The organism is Gryllotalpicola sp. CP2-P1 (assembly GCF_057512245.1).
In genome coordinates this window covers 1-20331 of sequence record NZ_JBLRDT010000028.1, presented here as the reverse complement: position 1 = coordinate 20331, position 20331 = coordinate 1, and the positions used below count along the sequence as shown (strand labels likewise).

Sequence of the window (20331 nt, the reverse complement as noted above, 5' to 3'; positions counted from 1 at the left end):
CCGCTCGAGCATCGCCGCCACGATCACCGGCCCGAGCAGATCGCCGAAGTTCCCGATGCGGCGCGGAACGACGAGGCGGCTGCCGCGGCGCTCGGGGATCAGAGGCCGATGCGGATTCCAGCTGAACACGGTCACGCCGTGCACGGTCGTGCGGTCGCCCCGGTTGCGGACGCGCGGAAGTGCCTGAGGCTGTGCCGTCACCACTGCTCCCTCACCCCGCGAGTGGTCGGCTCTCGGGGGTTACGGGCCACGATAATGTGCCCCTCTTTGTGGTGACAAGTGTGTCGTGTGCGCCAGTCACCATATGGAAACGTGGCTGCAACGGCTCGTGTATACACTGAGCCACGCGTCCGACCACGCATTGTCGATCTCGAGGCCCTCGTGCGCCCCGCGGTCGTCAAGGAACCTAGGAGGCCACCGTGCGCCCAGATGACCTTGAAACCCTGACGGAGCTGCGCTCCGCCACCACCGCCGTGCTCACCGAGGCGATCGGGCACGGCGCGACCGTCGCCCTGCTCGACGCCCCCAATCAGCGCAACGTGGGCGATTCCCTGATCTGGGTGGGTGAGCTCGAATACTTCCGCACGCTCGGCCTGAGGCTCGCCTACGTCGCCGACCGGCGCACCTACGACGCGGCCGAGCTGCGTCGCGCGCTTCCACCCGACGGCGTCATCCTGATCCACGGCGGCGGGAACTTCGGCGACCTGTGGGACGGGCACCAGCAGCACCGCGAGCAGGTCGCGCGCGACTTCCCCGACCGGAAGATCGTGCAGCTGCCGCAGTCGGTGTGGTTCGAGTCGCCCGAGAAGGCGGCGCTCGCGAACGCCGTGCTGGGCGGCCACCCCGACTTCACGCTGCTGGTGCGCGACTCCGAGTCAGAGGGCCGCGCCGCGGCGCAGCTGCCCGATGTGCGTCGGCGCTACTGCTGGGACATGGCGCTCGGCTGGAGCGCTCCGACGCGGGCCTCTGCAGCCGCCCCGGGCGCGGCGCCCGTGCTCGTGATCGCGCGCACCGACCACGAGGGGTCCTCCGGCCTCGGCGATCTCGACCTGGCCGACGAGATCGGCGCCGAGGTGCACGTCGCCGACTGGACCAGCGCCGAGCTCGACACCCTGTCGTGGCGGCTCGCGCGGCTCGTACCGCGGGCGGCGCACAAGTACCGCTTCGTGCGCGGCCCGCTGCTGCGCCCGCTCGTGAACGCCAGCTTCCGGTGGATCAACGCGGCGAACATCCGCGGCGGCATCCGCCTCTACCGCGATCGCCGCTACGCGATCGTCGATCGCCTGCACGCCCACGTCCTCGCGGTGCTGCTCGATCTCGACCACGTGCTGCTCGACAACAACTACGGCAAGCTCGGCGCCGTCTACCGCGACTACTCGAGCCGGTTCAGCACGGCGTCCTACGCGGACCGGCCGCAGCAGGCGGTCGAACTCGCCGCCGAGGCGCTCGGCAGGGCACGGGCGGTGCGCTGATGCTGGCGTTCATCACCTCGCTGCGGCACCCGCTCAACTCCTCCGACTACGCGCACGTCGAAGAGCTGCTCGCGCAGACACTGGGTTCCGTCACGGCGCAGACGAGCGACGATTTCGCGGTCTTCGTCGTGGGCAATCGGATGCCTGACTTCGAGCTTCCCCGCCGCACCACGTTCGTGCCCGTCGACTTCCCGCCGCCCGTGGCGACCTCGGGCCCGCGGTTCGCCCTCGGCCCCTTCGTGCGCGACAAGGGCACCAAGATCGGCATCGGGCTCGCCGCCGCGCGTGCCGTGCAGCCTGATCACGTCATGATCTTCGACGCAGACGACTTCGTGCACCGGGGCCTCGCGGCGCTGTCGAAGAGCGCCCCGACCGCACCCGGCTGGGTCGTCGAAGAGGGCCTCGTCTACTCGCGCACCCGGCAGGCGTGGCGCGTGCAGCGCGACTTCAATCGCACCTGCGGCACCTGCCACATCGTCGCGTGGGAGGCATACGGCGTGCCCGACGACCTCGAGGTGACGGCAACGCAGGACGAGGTGGCGGCGGCCTTCGGCGAGCGCCTCGAGCGCATCATCGGCGCACACCGCCAGGGGCGCGAGTGGCTGGCCGAGCACGGCTACCCGCTCGAGCCGCTGCCGTTCCACGGCGCGGTGTACCACGTCGACACCGGCGAGAACCACTCGGGCAAGGGCCTGCGCGGCCTCGCCCGACCGCTCAGCGACCGGGTGGTGCGCGACTTCGGCATTCCCCGCCTCGCGAGCCCCTCGGCGAGCATCGGCCGCGCGCTCGACCCGCGCGAGCTCGCGTACACGGCGCAGTCGGCCCTGAGCCGGGCGACGCGCATCACGAAGGGCGCGCTCGCGCGCCAGGCCAAGGCGTAGGGGAGAGGGAACATGATCACGAGCATCGGAAAGCTCATGGGCGGCTCGGCCGGACTCCTGCTGCGCGGCATCCCGCGCTCGCGCATCGCCATCGTGCTGGTGCTGAGCGGGCTGGGCGGGCTGTTCGAGGCCGGCCTGCTGATCCTCATCGTGCAGATCGCGACGCAGGCGACCGGCGGGTCGGCCGCCAGGAGCTCGACGAGCGGCGGCGTCATGTCGGCCCTGCTCGGCAATCTGACGATCATGCAGGGGGTGCTCATCGGCACGCTCTGCGCGCTGCTGTCGATCGCGTTCCAGCTGATCTCGAGCCAGCTCATGATGCGGGCGGCCTCGCTCAAACTGAACATGGAGCGCGAGCGCCTCGTGCGCGCCTTCTATTCGTCCTCGGTCGTCGCGCAGACCAAGATGTCGGCCGGGCATGTGCAGGACCTCGCGGCCAACGGCGCCAACCGCATGGCAGAGGGCGTATTCCTCACCGGGCAGTCCGCCGCCGCCTGGACGAACCTCTTCGTGCTGCTCGTGGCGGCGTTCATCGCGAGCCCGTGGACCGCGCTGGCGCTCGTCGTCGTGGCGGCGATCATCGGGGCGGCGTTCGCGCCGGTGACCGCGGCGATCACCCGCTCCAGCCGGAACTGGGCGCTGCAGGTGCGCGGCTACTCGAGCTTCCTCGCGATCTACACGCGCATGTTCATCGAGATCCGCGTCTTCGGCGTGGCCCGGCGCGTCGAGTCGCTCGCGCTCGACGGCGCCCGCGACGCGACCGAGTCGTGGCGCCGCGGTCGTGCGCTGCAGCAGGGAACGCCGATCGTGTTCCGGAACTCGGCTCTGCTGCTCGGATTCCTGTGCATCGGCGTCGTGGCGATCATCGCCCCCGCGGCGGTCGGCGGCATCGCCATCACGGCGCTGTTGCTGGTGCGCGGCCTCGTCTACCTGCAGCAGGTGCTCGGCACCCGGCAGAGCATGAAGGCGATGTCGGTCTACGCCGAGATGGTCGACGAGACGGTCGCAGAGCTCGGCCCCGACACGGCGGTGTGGGGCGAGCGGCACCTCGGGCGGCTCGAGACGCTGCGGCTCGAGGGCGTCGGCTTCGACTACGAGGACGGCACGCCCGTGTTCACAGGCGTCGACTTCGAGGCGCGCCGGGGCCAGTTCGTCGCGATCGTCGGGCCGTCGGGCGGCGGGAAGACGACCCTGCTCAAGCTGATCATGCGCACCCTCGACCCCTCGTCGGGCGAGGTGCTCGTCAACGGGACGCCCATCGAGGAGTATCGCCAGGCCGACTGGTACTCGCAGGTCGCCTATCTCTCGCAGGAGGTCAGGCTCGTGCCCGGCACCATCGCCGACAACATCCGGTTCTACCGCGACGCGAGCGACGAGCAGGTCGAGCGGGCGGCGCTCGCCGCGGCGCTCGAGCTCGACGGCAGGGCGTTCCCGCAGGGGCTGGACACGGTGGTCGAGCAGGAGGGGCTCAACCTCTCGGGCGGCCAGCGCCAGCGCATCGGGCTCGCCCGGTGTCTGCTGCTCAACCCGCAGATGCTGGTGCTCGATGAGCCGACGAGCGCGCTGGATGCCAGCACCGAGAAGTCGATCATGGACACGATCGCCGGCCTGCGCGAGAACCTGCTGATCGTCATGGTGACCCACCGGCCGTCGACCCTCGCCCTCACCGATGTGCGCTACCGCATGGAGGACGGGGTGCTGACGCGCCAGGAATCCGCACCCGTCACCGCCTGAGCCGAGCGGCTCTCATGTCCCCCATCCGAGGGATGTTTCCGGCGGGTAAACAAGCCTTGCGTTTATCAAATTCCTAGATAGCGTGGAGGAGTCCGGACCGACCTCCGGGTCGATCCGCTAGTGGGAACGGAGAAACGAAAAACCCACGCCAACGCATTGCCCAAATCCACACCGACCTGCGGATAGGACAGAGATGCACAAGATTGCAAAGACGGCGCTGGCCCTCGCGGTCGGAACCGCACTCGCACTGGGCGTTCCGCTCGCGGCGAGCGCGACTCCGGTCGCCACCTCCAGCTCCGTGTCCGTCAACTCGGCCGCGGCTCCTGTGGCGCTTTCCCACAACGATGGGAAGAACCACGGCATCGGGTGGGGCGCTTCGCACCACCAGCCCAAGCCGACCAAGCCGGCATACCCGCCGACGAAGCCGCCGAAGCCCGGCCACCACCACCCGCACCCCTTCTGGTGGGGCGGATTCTGGTGGTTCCCGTTCACCTTCCCGGCTCACACGTTCCACCCGGGCTCGATAGTCCACATCCTCATCACCGGTTTCGGGGGCTTCTCGTTCTTCGGCACGTTCACTGCCGATGAGTCGGGCAGCATCAACCTCGGTACCGCGGCTGCTGACGGGTCGCTGACCGCTCAGCTGAAGGCAAGCGGGGCCACCGACCTCGCCGGCCAGACGCTGAACGCCACCGTGACCGACAGCTCCGGCACCTCCGTGACGCAGAGCGTCACGGTCCCTGCTGACGCTGCGAAGAGCGCTGCGACCACCAAGGGCGCCTCTTCGGTGACGGCCGCCGACCCGGGCTCGCTCGCGTCGACCGGTTCGTACATCTCGCTGGCAACCGTCTGGGGTGCTGTGGGGCTCGTCGCCCTCGGTGCCGGCTTCGTGACCATGCGGGCGGTCGTCCGCCGCAAGGATCGAGCCAAGGCCTAGCGTCCTCACGCTGATGGGGGTCGCCCCGCATGCCGGGGCGGCCCCCATCAGACTGTCGAGGGCCGCGCGGGCCCCGTCGAGGGCCCTCTGCTTAGATGGAGCGCATGTCGTCAGCCGCCGCCGACCGCCGAGCACGCCGTAGCCACGGCGGCCGGGCCTGGGTCTGGTGGCTGATCGCCGCCGTGCTCCTCATCATCGTTGCGATCACCGCATGGGTTGGGGTGAGGGGAATGCTCGCAGCAAAGGAGCTGCGGCAGGCACTGCCGGTCGCGAGCACCATCCAGTCCGCCGTCATCGGCGGCGATTCCGCGGGCGCCGCAGCAGGCGTCGCCCAGCTGCGCGACCACGCCGACAGGGCGCACGCGCTCACCTCCGACCCTGTCTGGCGCCTCGCCGAGAAGGCGCCGTGGGCCGGCCCGAACCTGCGCGCGCTCAGCGGCGTGTCTGCGAGCGCGGCGGCCATCGCCGACAACGGGCTCGAGTCGGTCGCGAGCCTCTCGGGCAAGCTCAGCGCCGACACGTTCCGTGTGAAGGGCGGCGCGATCGACGTGGCACCGCTCGTCGCCGCGGCCCCGGCGCTCGCCAAGGCAGACGCCGCCATGGAGTCGGGCGCGCGCATCTCGCGCTCCGTCTCGACGCGCGGCGTCATCGCCCCGCTGGCCGGCGCCGTCGCCGATTACAAGTCGAAGATCGCCGAGGTCTCGACCTTCACGGATGCCGCGAGCAAGGCGGCCACGCTGCTGCCGGGCATGCTGGGCGACAGCGGCCCGCGCACCTACCTCGTGCTCGTGCTCAACAACGCCGAGCTGCGCTCCTCCGGCGGCATCCCCGGCTCGGTGGTGCACGTCACGGCCGACCACGGCAGGGTCACCTTCGACGGCCAGTACTCAGGCGGCAGCTTCGGCCCGTACGACTCTCCGATCACGAAGCTCACGGGCCCGACCAATGAGCTGTTCGGCGAGATCACCGGCGAGTACATGCAGGACGTCACCCTGACGCCGCGCTTCGACCAGTCGGCGAAGCTCGCCGCGGCCATGTGGCAGCAGCGCTTCGGCCAGCAGGTCAGCGGCGTCGTGAGCCTCGACCCGGTCGCCCTCAAGTACATCCTCAAGGCGACCGGCCCGGTCACCGTGGCACCGGGAACGCCGGCTGCGACCGAGCTCACCGCGCAGAACGTGGTCAGGTCGCTGCTCTCCGACGTGTACTCCCGGTTCAGCCAGCCGCAACAGCAGGACGCGTTCTTCGACGCGGCGTCCGCCTCGATCTTCGCCAAGCTCGCCGAGGGCAAGTTCGCCCCGCAGACGATGCTCGGCGCGTTCGCGCGCATCGGCGACGAGCACCGCCTCAACGTGTGGAGCTCCGAACCGAAGGAGCGCGCCACCCTGGCCGAGACGACGCTCTCGGGGGGCCCCGCGAAGTCGGGGCCCGGTGAGCAGCGCTTCGGGGTCTACCTCGCCGACGGCACCGGGTCGAAGATGGACTACTACCTGCACACCAAGGTGGCCCTGGGGCAGCCGGTGTGCTCCACGGTCGGCCCGCTGTACGTGCTGCAGGTCACCCTCACGAACGGGCTCACCGCGCAGCAGGCCGCGAAGCTTCCCGCCTACGTGAGCGGCGACGGCACCTATGGTGTCTCGGTCGGCACCATCCGCACGCAGGTGAGCACCTACGGCTCTCCCGACGTCGAGTTCGGCAACGCGGTCACCGCGACCGGCGCTGCCGAGCCGGTCAAATTCGTCAAGGACGGCGACCGCAGCGTCGCGCAGTACGTCGTCGACCTGAAGCCGGGCCAGAGCTCGACCGTGCGCCTCGTCTACAACCCGAAGAAGGGCAAGAGCGGCCGTATCGCGGCCGACATCACGCCCCAGATCAACCCTGTGTCGGTCACGAAGCGCAGCTTCGCCTGCGACGAGGTCGTGAAATGAGCCGGATGCCGGGCCGCGCGCTCGCTCTGGCGAGCGCGTCGGGGTTCCTCGCGTCGACCGGCTCGAGCATCGCCATGTGGGTGGTCTGGCTCGCGGGCATCCTCGTCTTTCTCGGCGTCATCGCGCTCCTCATCGCGTCCGCCCGCCATCGCTCACGCGGATAAGCCCTCGCGGCGGATTCCGCAAGGGGCGTCCCCCGTTCGGGGCGCGCGGCTAGCTTGGCCCTGTCACGATGCGCAGACACCGACCGGTCTGCGACCGTTGCTGTTCCCTGGGGAGTACGCGCGCCGCAGCACTCTGCGTGCTGCGCGCGCACCTGATGCAAGGAGGAGCATGAACAGGGTTCTGAAATCTCTCGCCGCGCTCGCGGTAGCGGGAGCGGCAGCGCTCGCCGCACCGATGGCGGCGAACGCCGCGTCGACCTATCCGCCCGGAACGCCGACGATCACGGGTGCCGCCGCGGGCACCGTGGTCGGCTCGACGGCATCCGGCGGAACGTTCACCGTGCGCTTCAACGCGATCTTCATCGCGCAGCACGACCTGACGGTCTACTTCACCAGTGCGGGCAGCGTGCCGACCTCACTCGCCGACTTCCGCGCGGCCGAGTCGCCGGCTCTCGCAACGGTGACCGACAGCGCGGGGGCCGCCAGCATCACGGCGACCATGCCGGCGGATGCCAGTGCGGCCGTCACCGTCGTGGCGACCGACGGCACGACGACCGCAGCGATCACCATTCCGGTGGCCGGCGCCGCGACGGCGGCGGAGACCAGCGCGGGCGGGGGCGACATGCTCTCGCAGACGGGGACCTACGTCTCGCTCGCGACGGTGTGGGCCGCGGTCGGGCTCGCTGCTCTGGGGGCGGCGTTCCTCGTCATGCGAACCGCGAGCCGCCGTCGCGCGACGGCGGCAGAGGCGGCACAGACCGGCTCTCCCGCACACCGCGCATGATTCGCACCTAGAATAGTGAGGGGTGCTCGACTATCGCGGGCACCCCTCGCTCGGGGCATACCCCTTGGTCTACGCCAGACTAAAATGAGAAAACCTCACAACAGCCTGGAATGAGACCCGAATGTCATTTCTTGCCCGCGCGTTGGTCGGCGCCGCTGCCGCAACGCTTCTCGCGGTCGCCGCCCCGCTCAGTGCGGCCGCCGCGCCCGCGCCCTACGCCCCGTACAAGCCCGATAGCTGGAAGCGCACGATCGTTCCGGATACCTCGGTGCATCACGCCGTGCCCGACAGCACTTTCGACCCGTGCGAGCCGCTGCAGATCAGCGTCACGAGCGAGTCGCCCTCGCCGACCTTCGCCGCGTTCACCGCTTCGCAGCTGACGGGCTCGCTCACGAGCAGCTGCGACGGGGGAGGGGCCGTCGTCAAGCTCGACTTCGGCGCCGACACCCGCGGGGTCTACAACGTCACGGTCAAGCAGCCGGGCACCGGTCACTACTCCTACGGCGTGGTGACCGTGATCCCCGCCACGACGGCCGCCGTCGCGGACCCGGGCCTGCTGGCTCGCACGGGCACGTCGATCGACGTGGGCGTGCTCTCGGCAGCGGCCGCCACCGTCGTCGCGGGCATCGCGCTCTGGGTGGTCTCGCGCGTCAGAGTGCGTCGGCGCACACGCTGATCGCGGGCAGGGCGGCGCGGGCAGGAATCCACCGCGCCGTCCCTGCGTTGCGATGAGAGATGACTTCCCTCGCTGACGTGCCCCTGAACGTGCTCGACCTCGCCTGGCGCGGGTTCGGGCAGACCAACGCCGACGCGGTCGCCGGCTCGATCGAGCTGGCGAAGCACGCCGAGGCGCTCGGGTACGGCAGGTACTGGTTCGCCGAGCATCACGGCATGCCGGGCATCGCCTCGTCGTCGCCCGCGATTCTGATCGGCGCGGTCGCAGCGGTCACCTCGAAGCTGCGAGTCGGCTCGGGCGGCGTGATGCTGCCGAACCACGCCCCGCTCGTCGTCGCCGAGCAGTTCGGCACCTTGCGGGCGCTCTACGGCGACCGCATCGACCTCGGCATCGGCCGCGCACCGGGCACCGACGGTGTCACCGCGTTCGCGCTGCGCCGCACACAGGAAGGTCTCGACGCTTCGGCCTTCCCCCGTGAGCTGATGGACCTGATCGGCTTCTTCCACGGCATGTCGCCGAACAACCCGATGGCTCAGCTGCTCGCCGTTCCCGGCCTCGGCGACGCCCCCGAGATCTGGCTGCTCGGCTCGTCGGGGTTCTCGGCCGAGCTGGCCGGGACGCTCGGGCTGCCGTTCGCGTTCGCGCATCACTTCTCGGGCGAGAACACCGAGCGCGCGCTCGAGATCTACCGCGACTCGTTCCGCGAAGGCGGATTCCTGGCGGCGCCGCATTCGATGGTCGCGGTCTCAGTCATCTCGGATGACTCGGCCGAGGCGGTGCGGCGTGAGATGCTGCCCGGCGCGATCACCTTCATCCGGATGCGGCAGGGCCAGAAGCCCTCGCCCGTCTCGGTCGACGAGGCGCTCGCCTACGAGTTCTCGCCCCTCGAAGAGGACTTCATCGCGCACCGCAACGCGCGCCAGGCGATCGGCACACCCGAGGTCGTGCGCGCTCAGCTTGCCTCGCTGCTCGAGTCGACCGGCGTCGACGAGCTCATGGTGCAGCCGGCCGGCGCGACGCTCGAGGGCCGCAAGCGCTCCCTCGAGATCGTGAAGGAGCTGCAGCGCCCGGCGGTCGAGTAGCTCGCTCTGCGACCGCGTCGGGGTCCGCTCTTCGCGCGACACCCTAGACCTTCGGCTCCTTCGAGTTGTACCGGTCGAGCAGCTGGGCGAACGTCTTCAGCTCGTCGTCGCTCCAGTCTGCGAGGCGTTCGAAAGACGCCTTGCGCTGCTCGCCGCGTGCAGAGTTCAGACGGCTCTTGCCGTTGTCGGTGAGCCGCAGTTCCCGACCGCGGTGGTGCGCGTCCTCGCTGCGCGGCGCGTACTCGACGAGCCCCTGCTCGAGCAGCGAAGCCACCTGGCGCGAGACGGTCGAGCGGTTCAGGTGGAACGAGCTGGCGATGTCGGTGGCGCGGCAGCCCTGGGTCGCGCCGATGAACTGCAGCAGCGAGTGCTCGACGTAGCTGAGCGGGGCCGCCAGACGCCGGGCGCGGGCCGTGCCGCGTCGAGTGACCACGTTGATCTCTTCGAAGATCGTGTCGAGCAACTGTGCTCGCGATGCCTTGGGCCGTGCCATGGCACGAACCTAGTGCGTGCACGGGTGTGATGCATCACGCATCCGCCCGATCCGTCAGCCGCAAACGGGGCGTTTCGTTGTAACGCAGCAAGTGGATGCCGCAACGCGCGCCCGGAAACAAAAGGAAGCCCCCTCCGTGATGGAGGGGGCTTCCGATGTCCTAAGACATCACACCGTCGGGGTAGCGGGATTTGAACCCACGACCTCTTCGTCCCGAACGAAGCGCGCTACCAAACTGCGCCACACCCCGATGGCCCTAAGGCTTCAGCCAGTCTACCTGATTCGCGACGGGGGTTCGAACCGAGGGCTCAGCCACTCGGCGTCGCCGGAGCGGTCGACGCCGGAGGTTGCGTCGGCTGCGTGGTCTGGGGCGGCTGAGTCGGCTGCTGCGTCTGCTGCGGCGTGCTCGGCGTCGCCGGAGTCGTCGGCGCGGTCGGCGCCTGCGTGGCGGGGCGCTGGTAGTAGTTGCTGCCGTAGATCATGCTCGTCGGGGGAGCGTCCCAGTCCTCGCCGCCGTACTGGGCGTTGAGTGCTGCGATGATCGGCTGGGCGACCCAGAGCTTCGCGTCACCGCCCGAGATCCACTTCCCGTTTGTCGTGCCGACGAAGTGCTCGCGGCGCAGGCTCGTTCCGGGGTTCTGGTCCAGGTTGCCGACCCACGTCGCCTGAGCGACCTTCGAGGTCGACGTGACGATCCAGTTCTGCAGCGCGCTGTCGGAGGTGCCGGTCTTGCCGAACAGCGGGACCCCGTCGTGCGGGTTCGCGATCACACCTGTGCCGCCGGTCATCACCGTCTTGAGGGCATAGATAACGGCATCCGCGATGTCCTTCGGGATAGCCTGCGTGCACTTCGTCTTCGGCACCGCCAGACTTGACCCGTCGTCGGTGCGGGTGATCTTGTCGATGACGACGGGCGTGCAGGTGACGCCGCCGTTGGCGAAAGCGGCGTAGGCCTGCGCCATCTGGATGGGCGACACCGAGTTGACGCCGATCGCACTCGTCGGGACGAGCTGCCACTTGTTGTTCGGGTTCGCGACGTCGACACCCATCGACTGAGCGAGCTTGTGGACATCGCAGAGATTCAGCTTCTCGGCCATCGCCATATAGATCGTGTTGATCGACTGCTCAGTGCCGTACAGCACCGACCTCACGCCGTTCTCCCACGAGGCGTCGTTCTGCACTTTGAACGTGCCAGAGCCGTACGGCTGAGTCGATCCACAGGTGGTCTGGAAGTCCGCGTAGTTGAAGTAGTTGCTCACACCGTTGACGCTCTGGTTGAGCGTGTAGCCCTTCTCGAGCCATTCGGCGAGCACGAAGGGCTTGAAGGACGACCCCGTCTGGAATCCGCTCGAGCCGCCGTATTCGAATGGGGTGTTGAAGTTCACGGCCGTTGCACCGGGGTCGCTGGTGGCACCGTCGGTGTAGGTCTTGTTCTGCACCATCGTCACAACACGGCCCGTGCCGACCTCCATCGAGACGTTCGAGGCGCCCAGGTTGAAGGCCGGGTCGCCGGTCGAGTGCGGAATGTACTCGTCGATGGATGCCTGCGCCGTGCTCTGAAGGTCGAGGTTGAGCGTCGTGTAGACGTTGATGCCGCCGCGGCGGAAGAAGCGCTGCCGATCGGCGGGTGTCTTGCCGAACGTCGAGTCGTTCAGGATGACGTCTTGGACGTAGTCGCAGAAGAAGCCCGCATCGGATTGCTGTGCCGAGGTGCAGCCGGTCGGGGTCGGCGTAATCGTCGGCTTGATCGGCTGCTTCTTCGTCTCGTCGGCCTGCTTCTGCGTGATCTTGCCGTTCTTGACCATGCGGTCGAGCACGTAGTCGCGCCGCTCCTTCGTCGCCTTGAAGCCGTCCTTGGCGTTATTGCCCGGGTTCTCCTTCTCGTTCTGGTCGATGCGCAGGTTCGCCGGGTTGTTCAGGATTGCGACGAGGGTCGCGGACTGGTTGAGGTCGAGCTTCGCCGCGGTGGTGTTGAAGTAGTAGCGGGCCGCGGCCTCGACGCCGTAGACCTGGCCGCCGAACCCGACGAGGTTCAGGTAGCCGAGCAGGATCTGCTGCTTGGAGTACTGCTTCGAGACGCCCGTCGCATAGCGGATCTCTTGGATCTTTCGGGGGATCGAGACGCCCGCGGCATCCTGATAGCACTGGTTCAGCTTCTTCTGCTGAGCGGTGCGCGTCTTGTCGGGCGCGTTCGCGTCGACCGGGTAGTCGGCCTCGCAGCGCTGCACCAGCACGTTCTTCACGTACTGCTGCGTGATGGACGAGCCGCCCTGCGTTCCGTTGCCGGAGACGGTGCTCGCCGCACCGCGCAGGATGCCGAGCACATCGACCCCGCCCTCGGTGTAGAAGCGCGGGTCCTCGGTGGCGACCGCCGCGTCCTTGACGGACTGAGAGACCTGGTCCCACTTCACGTCGATGCGGTTCTGGTAGTAGAACTGCGCGATCTTCACGGGCTGACCGCCCTGCGTCGCGTAGAAGGTCGTGTACTGGTCGGGCGCCTCGATCTTGAGATAGTCGGGCAGGGAGTTGAACGACTCGATGCCCGACTTCGTCACGGTCGTGCCGGCGATCGCCGCGGGGGCGACGAGAATGCCCACGAGCACTCCCGCGATGACGCTCATGCCCAGGAATGCGCTCAGCGCCTTGAGCAGCTTGCTCCGACGACCCGGTTCCGACCCAGACAATGACACGATTTCAGGCTAGCCCGGGCGAATCAAAGACTCCCTAGAGGCCCGCCGCATGCGAACTGAACGTTCCGAATGCGTTGCGCAAGCGCGTGATCTAGACGGATGCCCGACCCTCGGGCACGAGCGTGATGAGACTCGCCTCAGGCCGGCATGCGAAGCGCACGGGTGCGTAGATCGAGGTTCCGAGGCCGGCGCTGACGTGCAGATACGCGGCGCGTAGCGAGTGCCGCCACATGCTGAGACCCTTGACCTGCCGGCGGGGGATGTCGCAGTTCGTGACGAGCGCTCCGTAGCCCGGCACGCAGACCTGCCCGCCGTGCGTGTGGCCCGCGAAGATCAGCTTCGCACCGCGGTCGACGAAGTCGTCGAGCACCCGCTGGTAGGGCGCGTGGGCGACGCCGATGCGCACGGCGGGCTGCTCGTGCTCGGGAAGGGCGGCCAGGGCATCCGCCATCACCTCGAGTCGGTCGAACTCGCGGTGCGGGTCATCGACGCCGAACAGCGCGAGACGCGTGCCCTTGATCTCGAGAGACGCCGCCGTGTTGTTGAGCTCGGTGAGGCCGAGGCCGTCGAGATACGCCTTGAGCCCGGCGATGTCGAGCGTCGGCGGCTCGTTGTGCAGCTTGCTCGGGCCCGTGAAGTACCGCAGCGGATTCCGCGGCTTCGGCCCGAAGTAGTCGTTCGAGCCCCATACGTAGACGCCGGGTGTGCGCCGGAATGGCTCGAGCGCGGCTCGGATTCCGTCGAGGCCGTCGGGGTGGCCGAGGTTGTCACCGGTGTCGACGATCAGGTCGGGCTGCAGCTGCGCGAGCTGCGAGACCCAGAGCTGCTTCTCGCGCTGCCACGGGGCCATGTGCAGGTCGGAGAGGTGGAGCACCCGGATCGGCTCGGCGCCTGCGGGCAGCGCCGGCACCGTGTACTCGCGCAGCGTGAACTGCTTGCGCTCGATGAGCGAGGCGTAGGCGAGGGATGCCGCGCCGACGGCGCCGACCGCGAGTGCGGCGGCGCCGGTCGCGCGCAGTGCTCCCTTGGCCACGGTCAGTGGCCGCCGTTCGTCTTGCCGCCCGGTTTGGACCCCTGCTTGGTGGAGCTCGCGTTGACGGTGAGCTTGATCTTCGCGCCCTTGTCGGCCGCGCTGTCGGCCCCGGGGTCCTGGCTCTTCACCGTGGCGTTCGGGTCGGTCACCCCACCCGGCACCTGCGGCACGAACCCGGCCCCCATGAGCGTCGCGACCGCATCCGAGAGCTTCTTGCCCACCACGTTCGGCACCTTGGACTGGCTGCCATCGGAGGTGAACACCTTCACGGCAGAGCCCTTGCTCAGCTTGGTGTTCGCCGGCGGGTCCGTGCCCGCCACGCTGCCCTGGGCCTGGTCGGACTTCTGCGACCCGCCGTCCTGGTAGGTGAAGCCGAGGCCCGCGAGCACCGACTTCGCCTCGTCGACCGACTTGCCGGTGAGGTCGGGCACCGTGATCTGCGGCCCCGTGACCGTCTTCGAGTCGGGCGCGGGGAACGCGTCGCCGTGGTAGGTCGCGTTCAGTGCCTGGAGGATGGGCTTGACCTCGTAGAACTTCACGTTCCGGCCCCAGACGTTGCCGGCAGGGCCCGGGAAGTACAGGTTCTGGAAGCTCGTGGAGCCTTGCACGTTGCCGACCCAGACCGCGTTCGCGACCTTGGTGGTCGAGGTCACGAGCCAGTTCTGCACCGACTTGTCGGTGGTTCCGGTCTTGCCCATGATCGGGACGCCGTCACCCGGGTTCGCGAGGACACCGGTGCCCTGCCCGTTCGGGCCCGAGACCAGCGGGCCGTTCTCGAGGGCGTAGGTGACGCCTGCGGCGATCTTCGGGTCGATGGCCTGGGTGCAGGTGGTCTTCGGCACCGGCAGCGACTTGCCCGAGGCATCCGTCACCTTGTCGATGTAGACCGGAGAGCACGTCTTGCCGCCGTTCGCGAGGCCGGCGTAGGCGACCGCCATGTCGACCGGCGCGATGTAGTTCGTGCCGAGGATCGAGGCGGGGTTGGTCGCGAGCTGCGAGGCCACGGGCTTGCCGTTCGCGTCGGTGACGTTCACGAGCTGGCCCTTCGAGTTGTACGTCTGCTCGTAGGGGTAGGCGGGCTTCACGCCGAGCGCCTTCGCGTCGTCGCGCATCTGGCACAGGTCGAACTGCTGGCCCATGACCGCGAAGGCGGTGTTGACCGAGAGCGCCGTGGCCTTCATGACCGACATCGGGCCGCCCTCTCCGGCGGCGTCGTTGCCGACGTTCCACACGCCGCCGTAGCTGTCGCACGAGCCGTGGAAGCTCGACTGGGCGAGGGTCGTCTTGTTCAGCGGCGCATTCACGACGTCGTTGAGGGCGTGGCCCGTCTTGAGCCACTCGATGAGGCTGAACGCCTTGTAGGTCGAACCGGTCTGGAACCCGCTCGACCCGCCATGGACGTAGTCGAAGGGGTAGGCGACGGTCGTGGAGTCGGGCTGCGGCTTGTTCGTCGTGTTGTAGGGCCGGTTCTGCACCGCGAGCACCACGCGCCCGGTGTTCAGCTCGACCGAGACGTCGGCCGAGCCGAGGTCGAGGTCGCCACGACTCGCCGGGATGTACGCGTTGATCGACTGCTGCGCCGTCTGCTGCAGGTTGAGGTTCAGCGCCGTGTAGATCTTGAGTCCGCCGTGGTTGAGCAGGGCGTCGCGCTCGTCCTGCGTCTTGCCGAAGACGGTGTTGGTGCGCATCTCGGCCATCACGGCGTTGCAGTAGAACGCCGCGTCCTGGCTGGCGGCCTGGGCGCAGCCGGATGCCTGCGGCGTGATGTGCGGCTCGATCTTGGTCTTGACCGCGGCGTCGTACTGCTGCTGAGTGATCGTCTTGGCCTTGAGCATCGAGCGCAGCACGTAGTTGCGCCGGTCGAGGGTCTGCTTGTACCCGTTCTTCGCGCCGTTGGCCGTGCTGTTCGGCACGTCGATGCGCAGGTTGTTCGGGTTGTTCACGATGGCGATCAGCGTCGCGGCCTGCGGCAGGTTGAGCTTCGCCGCCGTCGTGTTGAAGTAGTAGCGCGCGGCCGACTCGATGCCGTAGACCTGGCCGCCGAAGCCGGCGATGTTGAGGTAGCCGAGCAGGATCTGCTGCTTGCTGTACTTCTTCTCGACGCCGATCGCGAGCTTCATCTCCTGCACCTTGCGCGAGATGCCGTCGAGACCGTCGGCGTCGGTGTAGGAGTTGTAGCAGGCCTGGTACTTGGCCTTCATCGCGGCCTGCGCCTGCTCGGCGGTCTGCGTGGCCGTGGCATCCGCCACGACGTTGTACTTCTCACAGGTCTGCAGGCGGACGTTCTTCACGTACTGCTGCGTGATCGACGAGCCGCCCTGGGTGTTGCCGCCCTTGTTCAGCAGGTCGTTGGCGAGCGCACGGGTCGTGCCCTCGACGTCGATCGCGCCGTGGGAGTAGAAGCGTGGGTCCTCAGTGCTGACCGCGGCGTCCTTCACGACCTGGTTGATCTGGTTCCAGGAGTCGACGATGCGGTTCTGCGAGTAGAAGGTCGCGATCGGGACCGCCTTGCCGTCCTTCGTGGCGTACATCGTCGAACGCGTCGCGAGCGGGTCGATCTTGAGATACTCGGGCAGGCCCTGGAACACGCCGATGCTGTTGTTCGCGGCCATGCCGGTCACTGCGACGGCAGGGGTGACCGCTGCGGCGACGAGCAGCCCGCCGATCGCACTCATGGCGACGAAACCGAGCAGCCCACCGATCACACCTCTGGCAGTGAGTTTTCGGGCAGACATAGGATGCAGGTTACAGGCGCGAACCTGGCAACCGGCTTGCTCGGGCGTGTCTGCGCCGCTTTCTCGGTCAACCCGTCAGGAGATCAATTGCCCCGCTGGGAGTACGTCACCACGCCCCTTCTGCTGCACCGCGAGACCGCGATCCTGAACAACTGGGGCTCAGAGGGCTGGGAGCTCGTGCAGGTCGTCACCGGCGCCGAAGGCGGCATGATCGCGTTCTTCAAGCGGCCGGTCGCTGAGGGCTGAGCGGTGTCCGCCGAATCGCGTCTCGAGTCCCTCGGGATTTCCCTTCCCGACGTTCCGGCCCCCGCCGGCGCCTACGTTCCGGCCCTCATCTCGGGCTCATACGTCTACACGGCCGGCCAGTTGCCGTTCGTCTCCGGCGAGCTTCCCGCGACGGGCAAGGTCGGCGAGGGGCACGGGCTCGTCCCCGCTTCCGACGCCGCGGGCTACGCGCGACTTTCCGCCATCAACGCGCTTGCCGCCGCCCGCTCGGTGCTCGGGTCGCTCGACCGGGTCACCCGCGTGGTGAAGGTCGTCGGGTTCGTGGCATCCGACCCTTCTTTCACCGGCCAGCCGGGGGTCATCAACGGCGCCTCCGAGCTGCTGGGCGAGGTGTTCGGGCCCGAGATCGGAGCGCACGCGCGCTCTGCGGTGGGGGTGGCGGTGCTGCCGCTCGATTCCCCGGTCGAGGTCGAACTGATTCTGGAGTTCGCCTGAGCTCTGCGCTGCGCGCCCCCTGCGCGCCGGCCGCGTCCCGTGTCCGCCGGGCCGCACGTCGATGACGACACCGCGTTTGACGCTCAAGCCACCTTTGGGATCTTGAGGGACGTGCGCCGGGGCAGGGATCCGCTGCGTCGGTTCCGGGCCGACATGTCCCTCTCGGCGCGCTTGAACGACAGCACCGTTGGTTCGCGCTGAGCACCAACGGTTCGCGCTGAGCACCAACGGTTCGCGCTGAGCACCAACGGTTCGCGCTGAGCACCAACGGTTCGCGCTGAGCACCAACGGTTCGCGCTGAGCACCATTGGTTCCCTCGTTGCGAAAGAGGGTTCTCTCGTTGCGAAAAATGGTTCCCTCGTTCAAGTGCCGGCGAGGCATCGCCCGAGGCCGGCGCCTCGCCGGCACCGGTGACGGCGGCTCGGGGCGCGCCGCCTACTTCACCGCCGTCGCGATGACCTGCATCACCGCCGTGTCGGCGAGCGTCGTCGTGTCGCCGACCTCGCGGCCCTCGGCCACGTCGCGCAGCAGGCGCCGCATGATCTTCCCCGAGCGCGTCTTCGGCAGCTCGTTGACCACGAAGACCTGCCGCGGCCGGGCGATGGGGCCGATCTGCTGGGCGACATGGTTGCGCAGGGCGACCGCGACCTCGTCGGGCGTGCCCGTGTTCGCGCGCTGCGAGTCCTTGATGATCACGAACGCCACGACCGCCTGACCGGTGGTGTCGTCGGCCGCCCCGACCACCGCGGCCTCGGCCGTGAGCGGGTGGGCGACCAGCGCCGACTCGATCTCGGCGGTCGAGAGACGGTGCCCGGACACGTTCATCACATCGTCGACGCGCCCGAGCAGCCAGATCTCGCCGTCCTTGTCCTTCCGGGCGCCGTCGCCGGCGAAGTAGTAGCCCTTGTCGCGGAACATCTCCCAGTAGGTGGAGATGAAGCGGTCGGGGTCGCCCCAGATGCCGCGGGCCATCGACGGCCACGGCTCGGTGATCACGAGGAGACCGCCCTCGTCGGGGCCGACCGGCTCACCGGCATCCGTCACCACATCGACCGAGATGCCGGGAAGCGGGACCTGCGCGGAGCCCGGCTTCAGCGTCGTGATGCCGGGCAGCGCGCTGACCATGATCGCGCCCGTCTCGGTCTGCCACCACGTGTCGACGACGGGGGTGCGGCCGGCGCCGATGATCTCCCGGTACCAGATCCACGCCTCGGGGTTGATCGGCTCGCCGACCGAGCCGAGCAGCCGCAACGACGAGAGGTCGCGGGCCTGAGGGATCTGGCGGCCCTGCTTCATGAATCCGCGGATCGCGGTCGGCGCCGCGTAGAACAGCGACACCTTGTACTTCTCGATGATGTCCCACCAGCGGCCGGGCCCGGGGGTCTCGGGCGTTCCCTCGTAGATCACCTCGGTGGCGCCGTTCGCGAGAGGCCCGTACACGACGTAGGTGTGCCCCGTGATCCAGCCGATGTCGGCGGTCGACCAGTAGACGTCGCTCTCGGGGTGCAGATCGAAGACGTTCTTGTGCGTGTAGGCGGCCTGCGTCAGGTACCCGCCGCTCGTGTGCAGAATGCCCTTCGGCTTCCCGGTGGTGCCGCTCGTGTAGAGGATGAACAGGGGATGCTCGGCGGGGAACGGCTTCGCCGTGTGCTCGTCGGAGACCTGCGCGATCTCGTCGTGCCACCACAGGTCGCGGCCGGGCGTCCACTCGACATCGTTCTCGCCGCGCTTGATGACGAGCACGTGCTCGACGGATGCCGCAGGACCGTCGCCGTGATCGAGGGCGATGGCCTCGTCGACCGCGGGCTTGAGCGGCGCGACCTTGCCCTTGCGCCAGCCGCCGTCGGCGGTGATGACGAGCTTCGCCTGGGCGTCGTCGATGCGGGCGCGCAGGCTCTCGGCTGAGAAGCCGCCGAACACCACGGAGTGCACGGCGCCGATGCGCGCCACGGCCAGCATGGCGACGATCGCCTCGGGGATCATCGGCAGGTAGATCGCGACCCGGTCGCCGGCTTCGACGCCGAGCGCGGTCAGCAGGTTCGCCGCCTTCTTCACCTCTGCGGTGAGCTCGGCGTAGGTGATGGCACGGCTGTCGCCCGGCTCGCCTTCCCAGTAGAGGGCGACCCGGTCGCCGTTGCCCGCCAGCACGTGCCGGTCGAGGCAGTTGTAGGCGACATTGAGCTCGCCGTCGTCGAACCACTTGGCGAAGGGGGCGTTCGACCAGTCGAGGGTGCGGGTGAAGGGCTTCGACCAGTGGAGCAGCTCGCGCGACTGCGCGGCCCAGAAGGCCAGACGGTCTTTCGCGGCTTCCTCGTAGAGCGCCGGGGTCGCGACCGCATGTGCGCTGAATGCCTCGTCGGGCGGAAAGCGGCGGGATTCGTGCAGCAGGTTGTCGATGGTGTCGACCATGCGAATTCGCTCCTTTGCGAGACAGGTGTGGGCCGTCGGGATGCCGCCAGGGCACGACGGTTTTGACCCTACGCCACCCCACGGCCGAACCTCGACGATTGAATAAGTTGCGCGCGGTGCGCTATCGCGTACACTGATCCTGGCTCGGTCAACGAGCTCGCGGCGTGCGTGGTTCCCCCCAACTATCGCGTCGCTGTGGCGGCACCAGTTCCCCCCAATTGGTGCCGCCCCCTTCTGTTTAACGGGCGATCTGCTCGGGCGACGCGCGCGCGGCCGTCAAGGCGAAGCGTGCGGCACCTCTTCCCGCTCACAGGGCGAGTGGCGGATGCCTCGTCCACGGATCGGAGCGCGCGGGTGCACGCCGCGCCCGCCGCTCTTCGTAGCGTGCTCGCGTGACCGATGGATTCGCACCCTCAGCCTCGCCCGGCCCCTTCGTTCCGCGGCGGGGCGATTCGAGTGCCCGGTCGCGCGGCGGCCCGACGGCGACGCCCCTGGAATCGAGCAAGGCGCGGGGCGGGGCCGGGGGAGCGGTCGGGCCGCCGCCCTTCCCGCCCGCCGTCGTCGTGACGCCGCGGGGGCGGGCGCCGGATGCGAGA

General features: G+C 68.8%; 17 protein-coding genes, 1 tRNA gene and 1 pseudogene. 12 read left to right on the top strand and 7 right to left on the bottom strand.

Going from position 1 to position 20331, the window contains the following annotated elements; genetic code table 11:
• Window positions 1-201 (bottom strand): annotated as a pseudogene (locus ACM2XV_RS04080) (hypothetical protein); the annotation flags it as partial.
• A 218-nt stretch (window positions 202-419) separates the two neighbouring features.
• Here ACM2XV_RS04080 and ACM2XV_RS04075 point away from each other — a divergent pair.
• The 9 genes from ACM2XV_RS04075 (at window position 420) to ACM2XV_RS04035 (ending at window position 9655) form a co-directional block, all read left to right on the top strand.
• Window positions 420-1472: a polysaccharide pyruvyl transferase family protein gene (locus tag ACM2XV_RS04075; RefSeq protein WP_487026050.1), complete on the top strand. Its 1053-nt coding sequence runs from the start codon at window positions 420-422 to the stop codon at window positions 1470-1472.
• Window positions 1472-2353 (top strand): hypothetical protein, encoded by an 882-nt coding sequence (locus ACM2XV_RS04070; protein ID WP_487026049.1) that lies wholly within the window; start codon window positions 1472-1474, stop codon window positions 2351-2353. The genes ACM2XV_RS04075 and ACM2XV_RS04070 overlap by 1 nt, the downstream gene beginning before the upstream one ends.
• 12 nt (window positions 2354-2365) lie before the next feature.
• A complete protein-coding gene (locus ACM2XV_RS04065; protein WP_344774839.1) occupies window positions 2366-4087 on the top strand; it encodes an ATP-binding cassette domain-containing protein in 1722 nt (573 codons plus the stop codon).
• Window positions 4088-4280: 193 nt separating this feature from the next.
• Complete coding sequence (locus ACM2XV_RS04060) at window positions 4281-5024, top strand: hypothetical protein (RefSeq protein WP_344774837.1); 744 nt, start codon at window positions 4281-4283, stop codon at window positions 5022-5024.
• A 104-nt stretch (window positions 5025-5128) separates the two neighbouring features.
• Window positions 5129-6949 carry a DUF4012 domain-containing protein gene (locus ACM2XV_RS04055; protein WP_487026048.1) on the top strand — a complete coding sequence of 607 codons (1821 nt, stop codon included), beginning with the start codon at window positions 5129-5131 and terminating at the stop codon, window positions 6947-6949.
• On the top strand, window positions 6946-7113 hold the full coding sequence (locus ACM2XV_RS04050) for a hypothetical protein (RefSeq protein WP_487026047.1): 168 nt from the start codon (window positions 6946-6948) through the stop codon (window positions 7111-7113). Before ACM2XV_RS04055 ends, ACM2XV_RS04050 begins: the two co-directional genes overlap by 4 nt.
• Before the next feature lie 169 nt (window positions 7114-7282).
• The gene (locus tag ACM2XV_RS04045) at window positions 7283-7897 is read left to right on the top strand and encodes a hypothetical protein (RefSeq protein WP_487026046.1); all 615 of its coding nucleotides are present in this window, start codon (window positions 7283-7285) and stop codon (window positions 7895-7897) included.
• A 121-nt stretch (window positions 7898-8018) separates the two neighbouring features.
• Window positions 8019-8573: a hypothetical protein gene (locus tag ACM2XV_RS04040; RefSeq protein WP_487026045.1), complete on the top strand. Its 555-nt coding sequence runs from the start codon at window positions 8019-8021 to the stop codon at window positions 8571-8573.
• 59 nt (window positions 8574-8632) lie between these two features.
• A complete protein-coding gene (locus ACM2XV_RS04035; RefSeq protein ID WP_487026044.1) occupies window positions 8633-9655 on the top strand; it encodes an LLM class flavin-dependent oxidoreductase in 1023 nt (340 codons plus the stop codon).
• A gap of 43 nt (window positions 9656-9698) precedes the next feature.
• Here ACM2XV_RS04035 and ACM2XV_RS04030 read toward each other — a convergent pair whose 3' ends face one another.
• From ACM2XV_RS04030 to ACM2XV_RS04010, 5 genes are all read right to left on the bottom strand, one after another.
• Entirely contained in the window at window positions 9699-10148 is a 450-nt protein-coding gene (locus ACM2XV_RS04030; protein WP_487026043.1) for a MarR family winged helix-turn-helix transcriptional regulator, read from the bottom strand.
• A gap of 176 nt (window positions 10149-10324) precedes the next feature.
• A tRNA-Pro gene (locus ACM2XV_RS04025) sits at window positions 10325-10398 on the bottom strand.
• A 58-nt stretch (window positions 10399-10456) separates the two neighbouring features.
• Window positions 10457-12838: a transglycosylase domain-containing protein gene (locus ACM2XV_RS04020; RefSeq protein ID WP_487026042.1), complete on the bottom strand. Its 2382-nt coding sequence runs from the start codon at window positions 12836-12838 to the stop codon at window positions 10457-10459.
• A 91-nt stretch (window positions 12839-12929) separates the two neighbouring features.
• On the bottom strand, window positions 12930-13871 hold the full coding sequence (locus tag ACM2XV_RS04015) for a metallophosphoesterase (protein WP_487026041.1): 942 nt from the start codon (window positions 13869-13871) through the stop codon (window positions 12930-12932).
• 2 nt (window positions 13872-13873) lie between these two features.
• Window positions 13874-16606, bottom strand: coding sequence for a transglycosylase domain-containing protein (locus ACM2XV_RS04010; RefSeq protein ID WP_344774817.1), 2733 nt, complete (start codon window positions 16604-16606; stop codon window positions 13874-13876).
• An 87-nt stretch (window positions 16607-16693) separates the two neighbouring features.
• Between ACM2XV_RS04010 and sp36 the strand changes: the two genes are divergently transcribed.
• Together sp36 and ACM2XV_RS04000 are read left to right on the top strand one after the other, a co-directional pair.
• Complete coding sequence (gene sp36 / locus ACM2XV_RS04005; RefSeq protein WP_344774815.1) at window positions 16694-16852, top strand: Sp36 family protein; 159 nt, start codon at window positions 16694-16696, stop codon at window positions 16850-16852.
• Window positions 16853-16855: 3 nt separating this feature from the next.
• Entirely contained in the window at window positions 16856-17326 is a 471-nt protein-coding gene (locus ACM2XV_RS04000) for a RidA family protein (protein ID WP_487026040.1), read from the top strand.
• 435 nt (window positions 17327-17761) lie between these two features.
• Here the strand turns inward: ACM2XV_RS04000 and acs are convergent, their stop codons facing one another.
• Entirely contained in the window at window positions 17762-19735 is a 1974-nt protein-coding gene (gene acs, locus ACM2XV_RS03995; RefSeq protein ID WP_344774811.1) for an acetate--CoA ligase, read from the bottom strand.
• A gap of 392 nt (window positions 19736-20127) precedes the next feature.
• Between acs and ACM2XV_RS03990 the strand changes: the two genes are divergently transcribed.
• On the top strand, window positions 20128-20331 hold a 204-nt coding region (locus ACM2XV_RS03990), incomplete at its 3' end, for a hypothetical protein (RefSeq protein WP_487026039.1).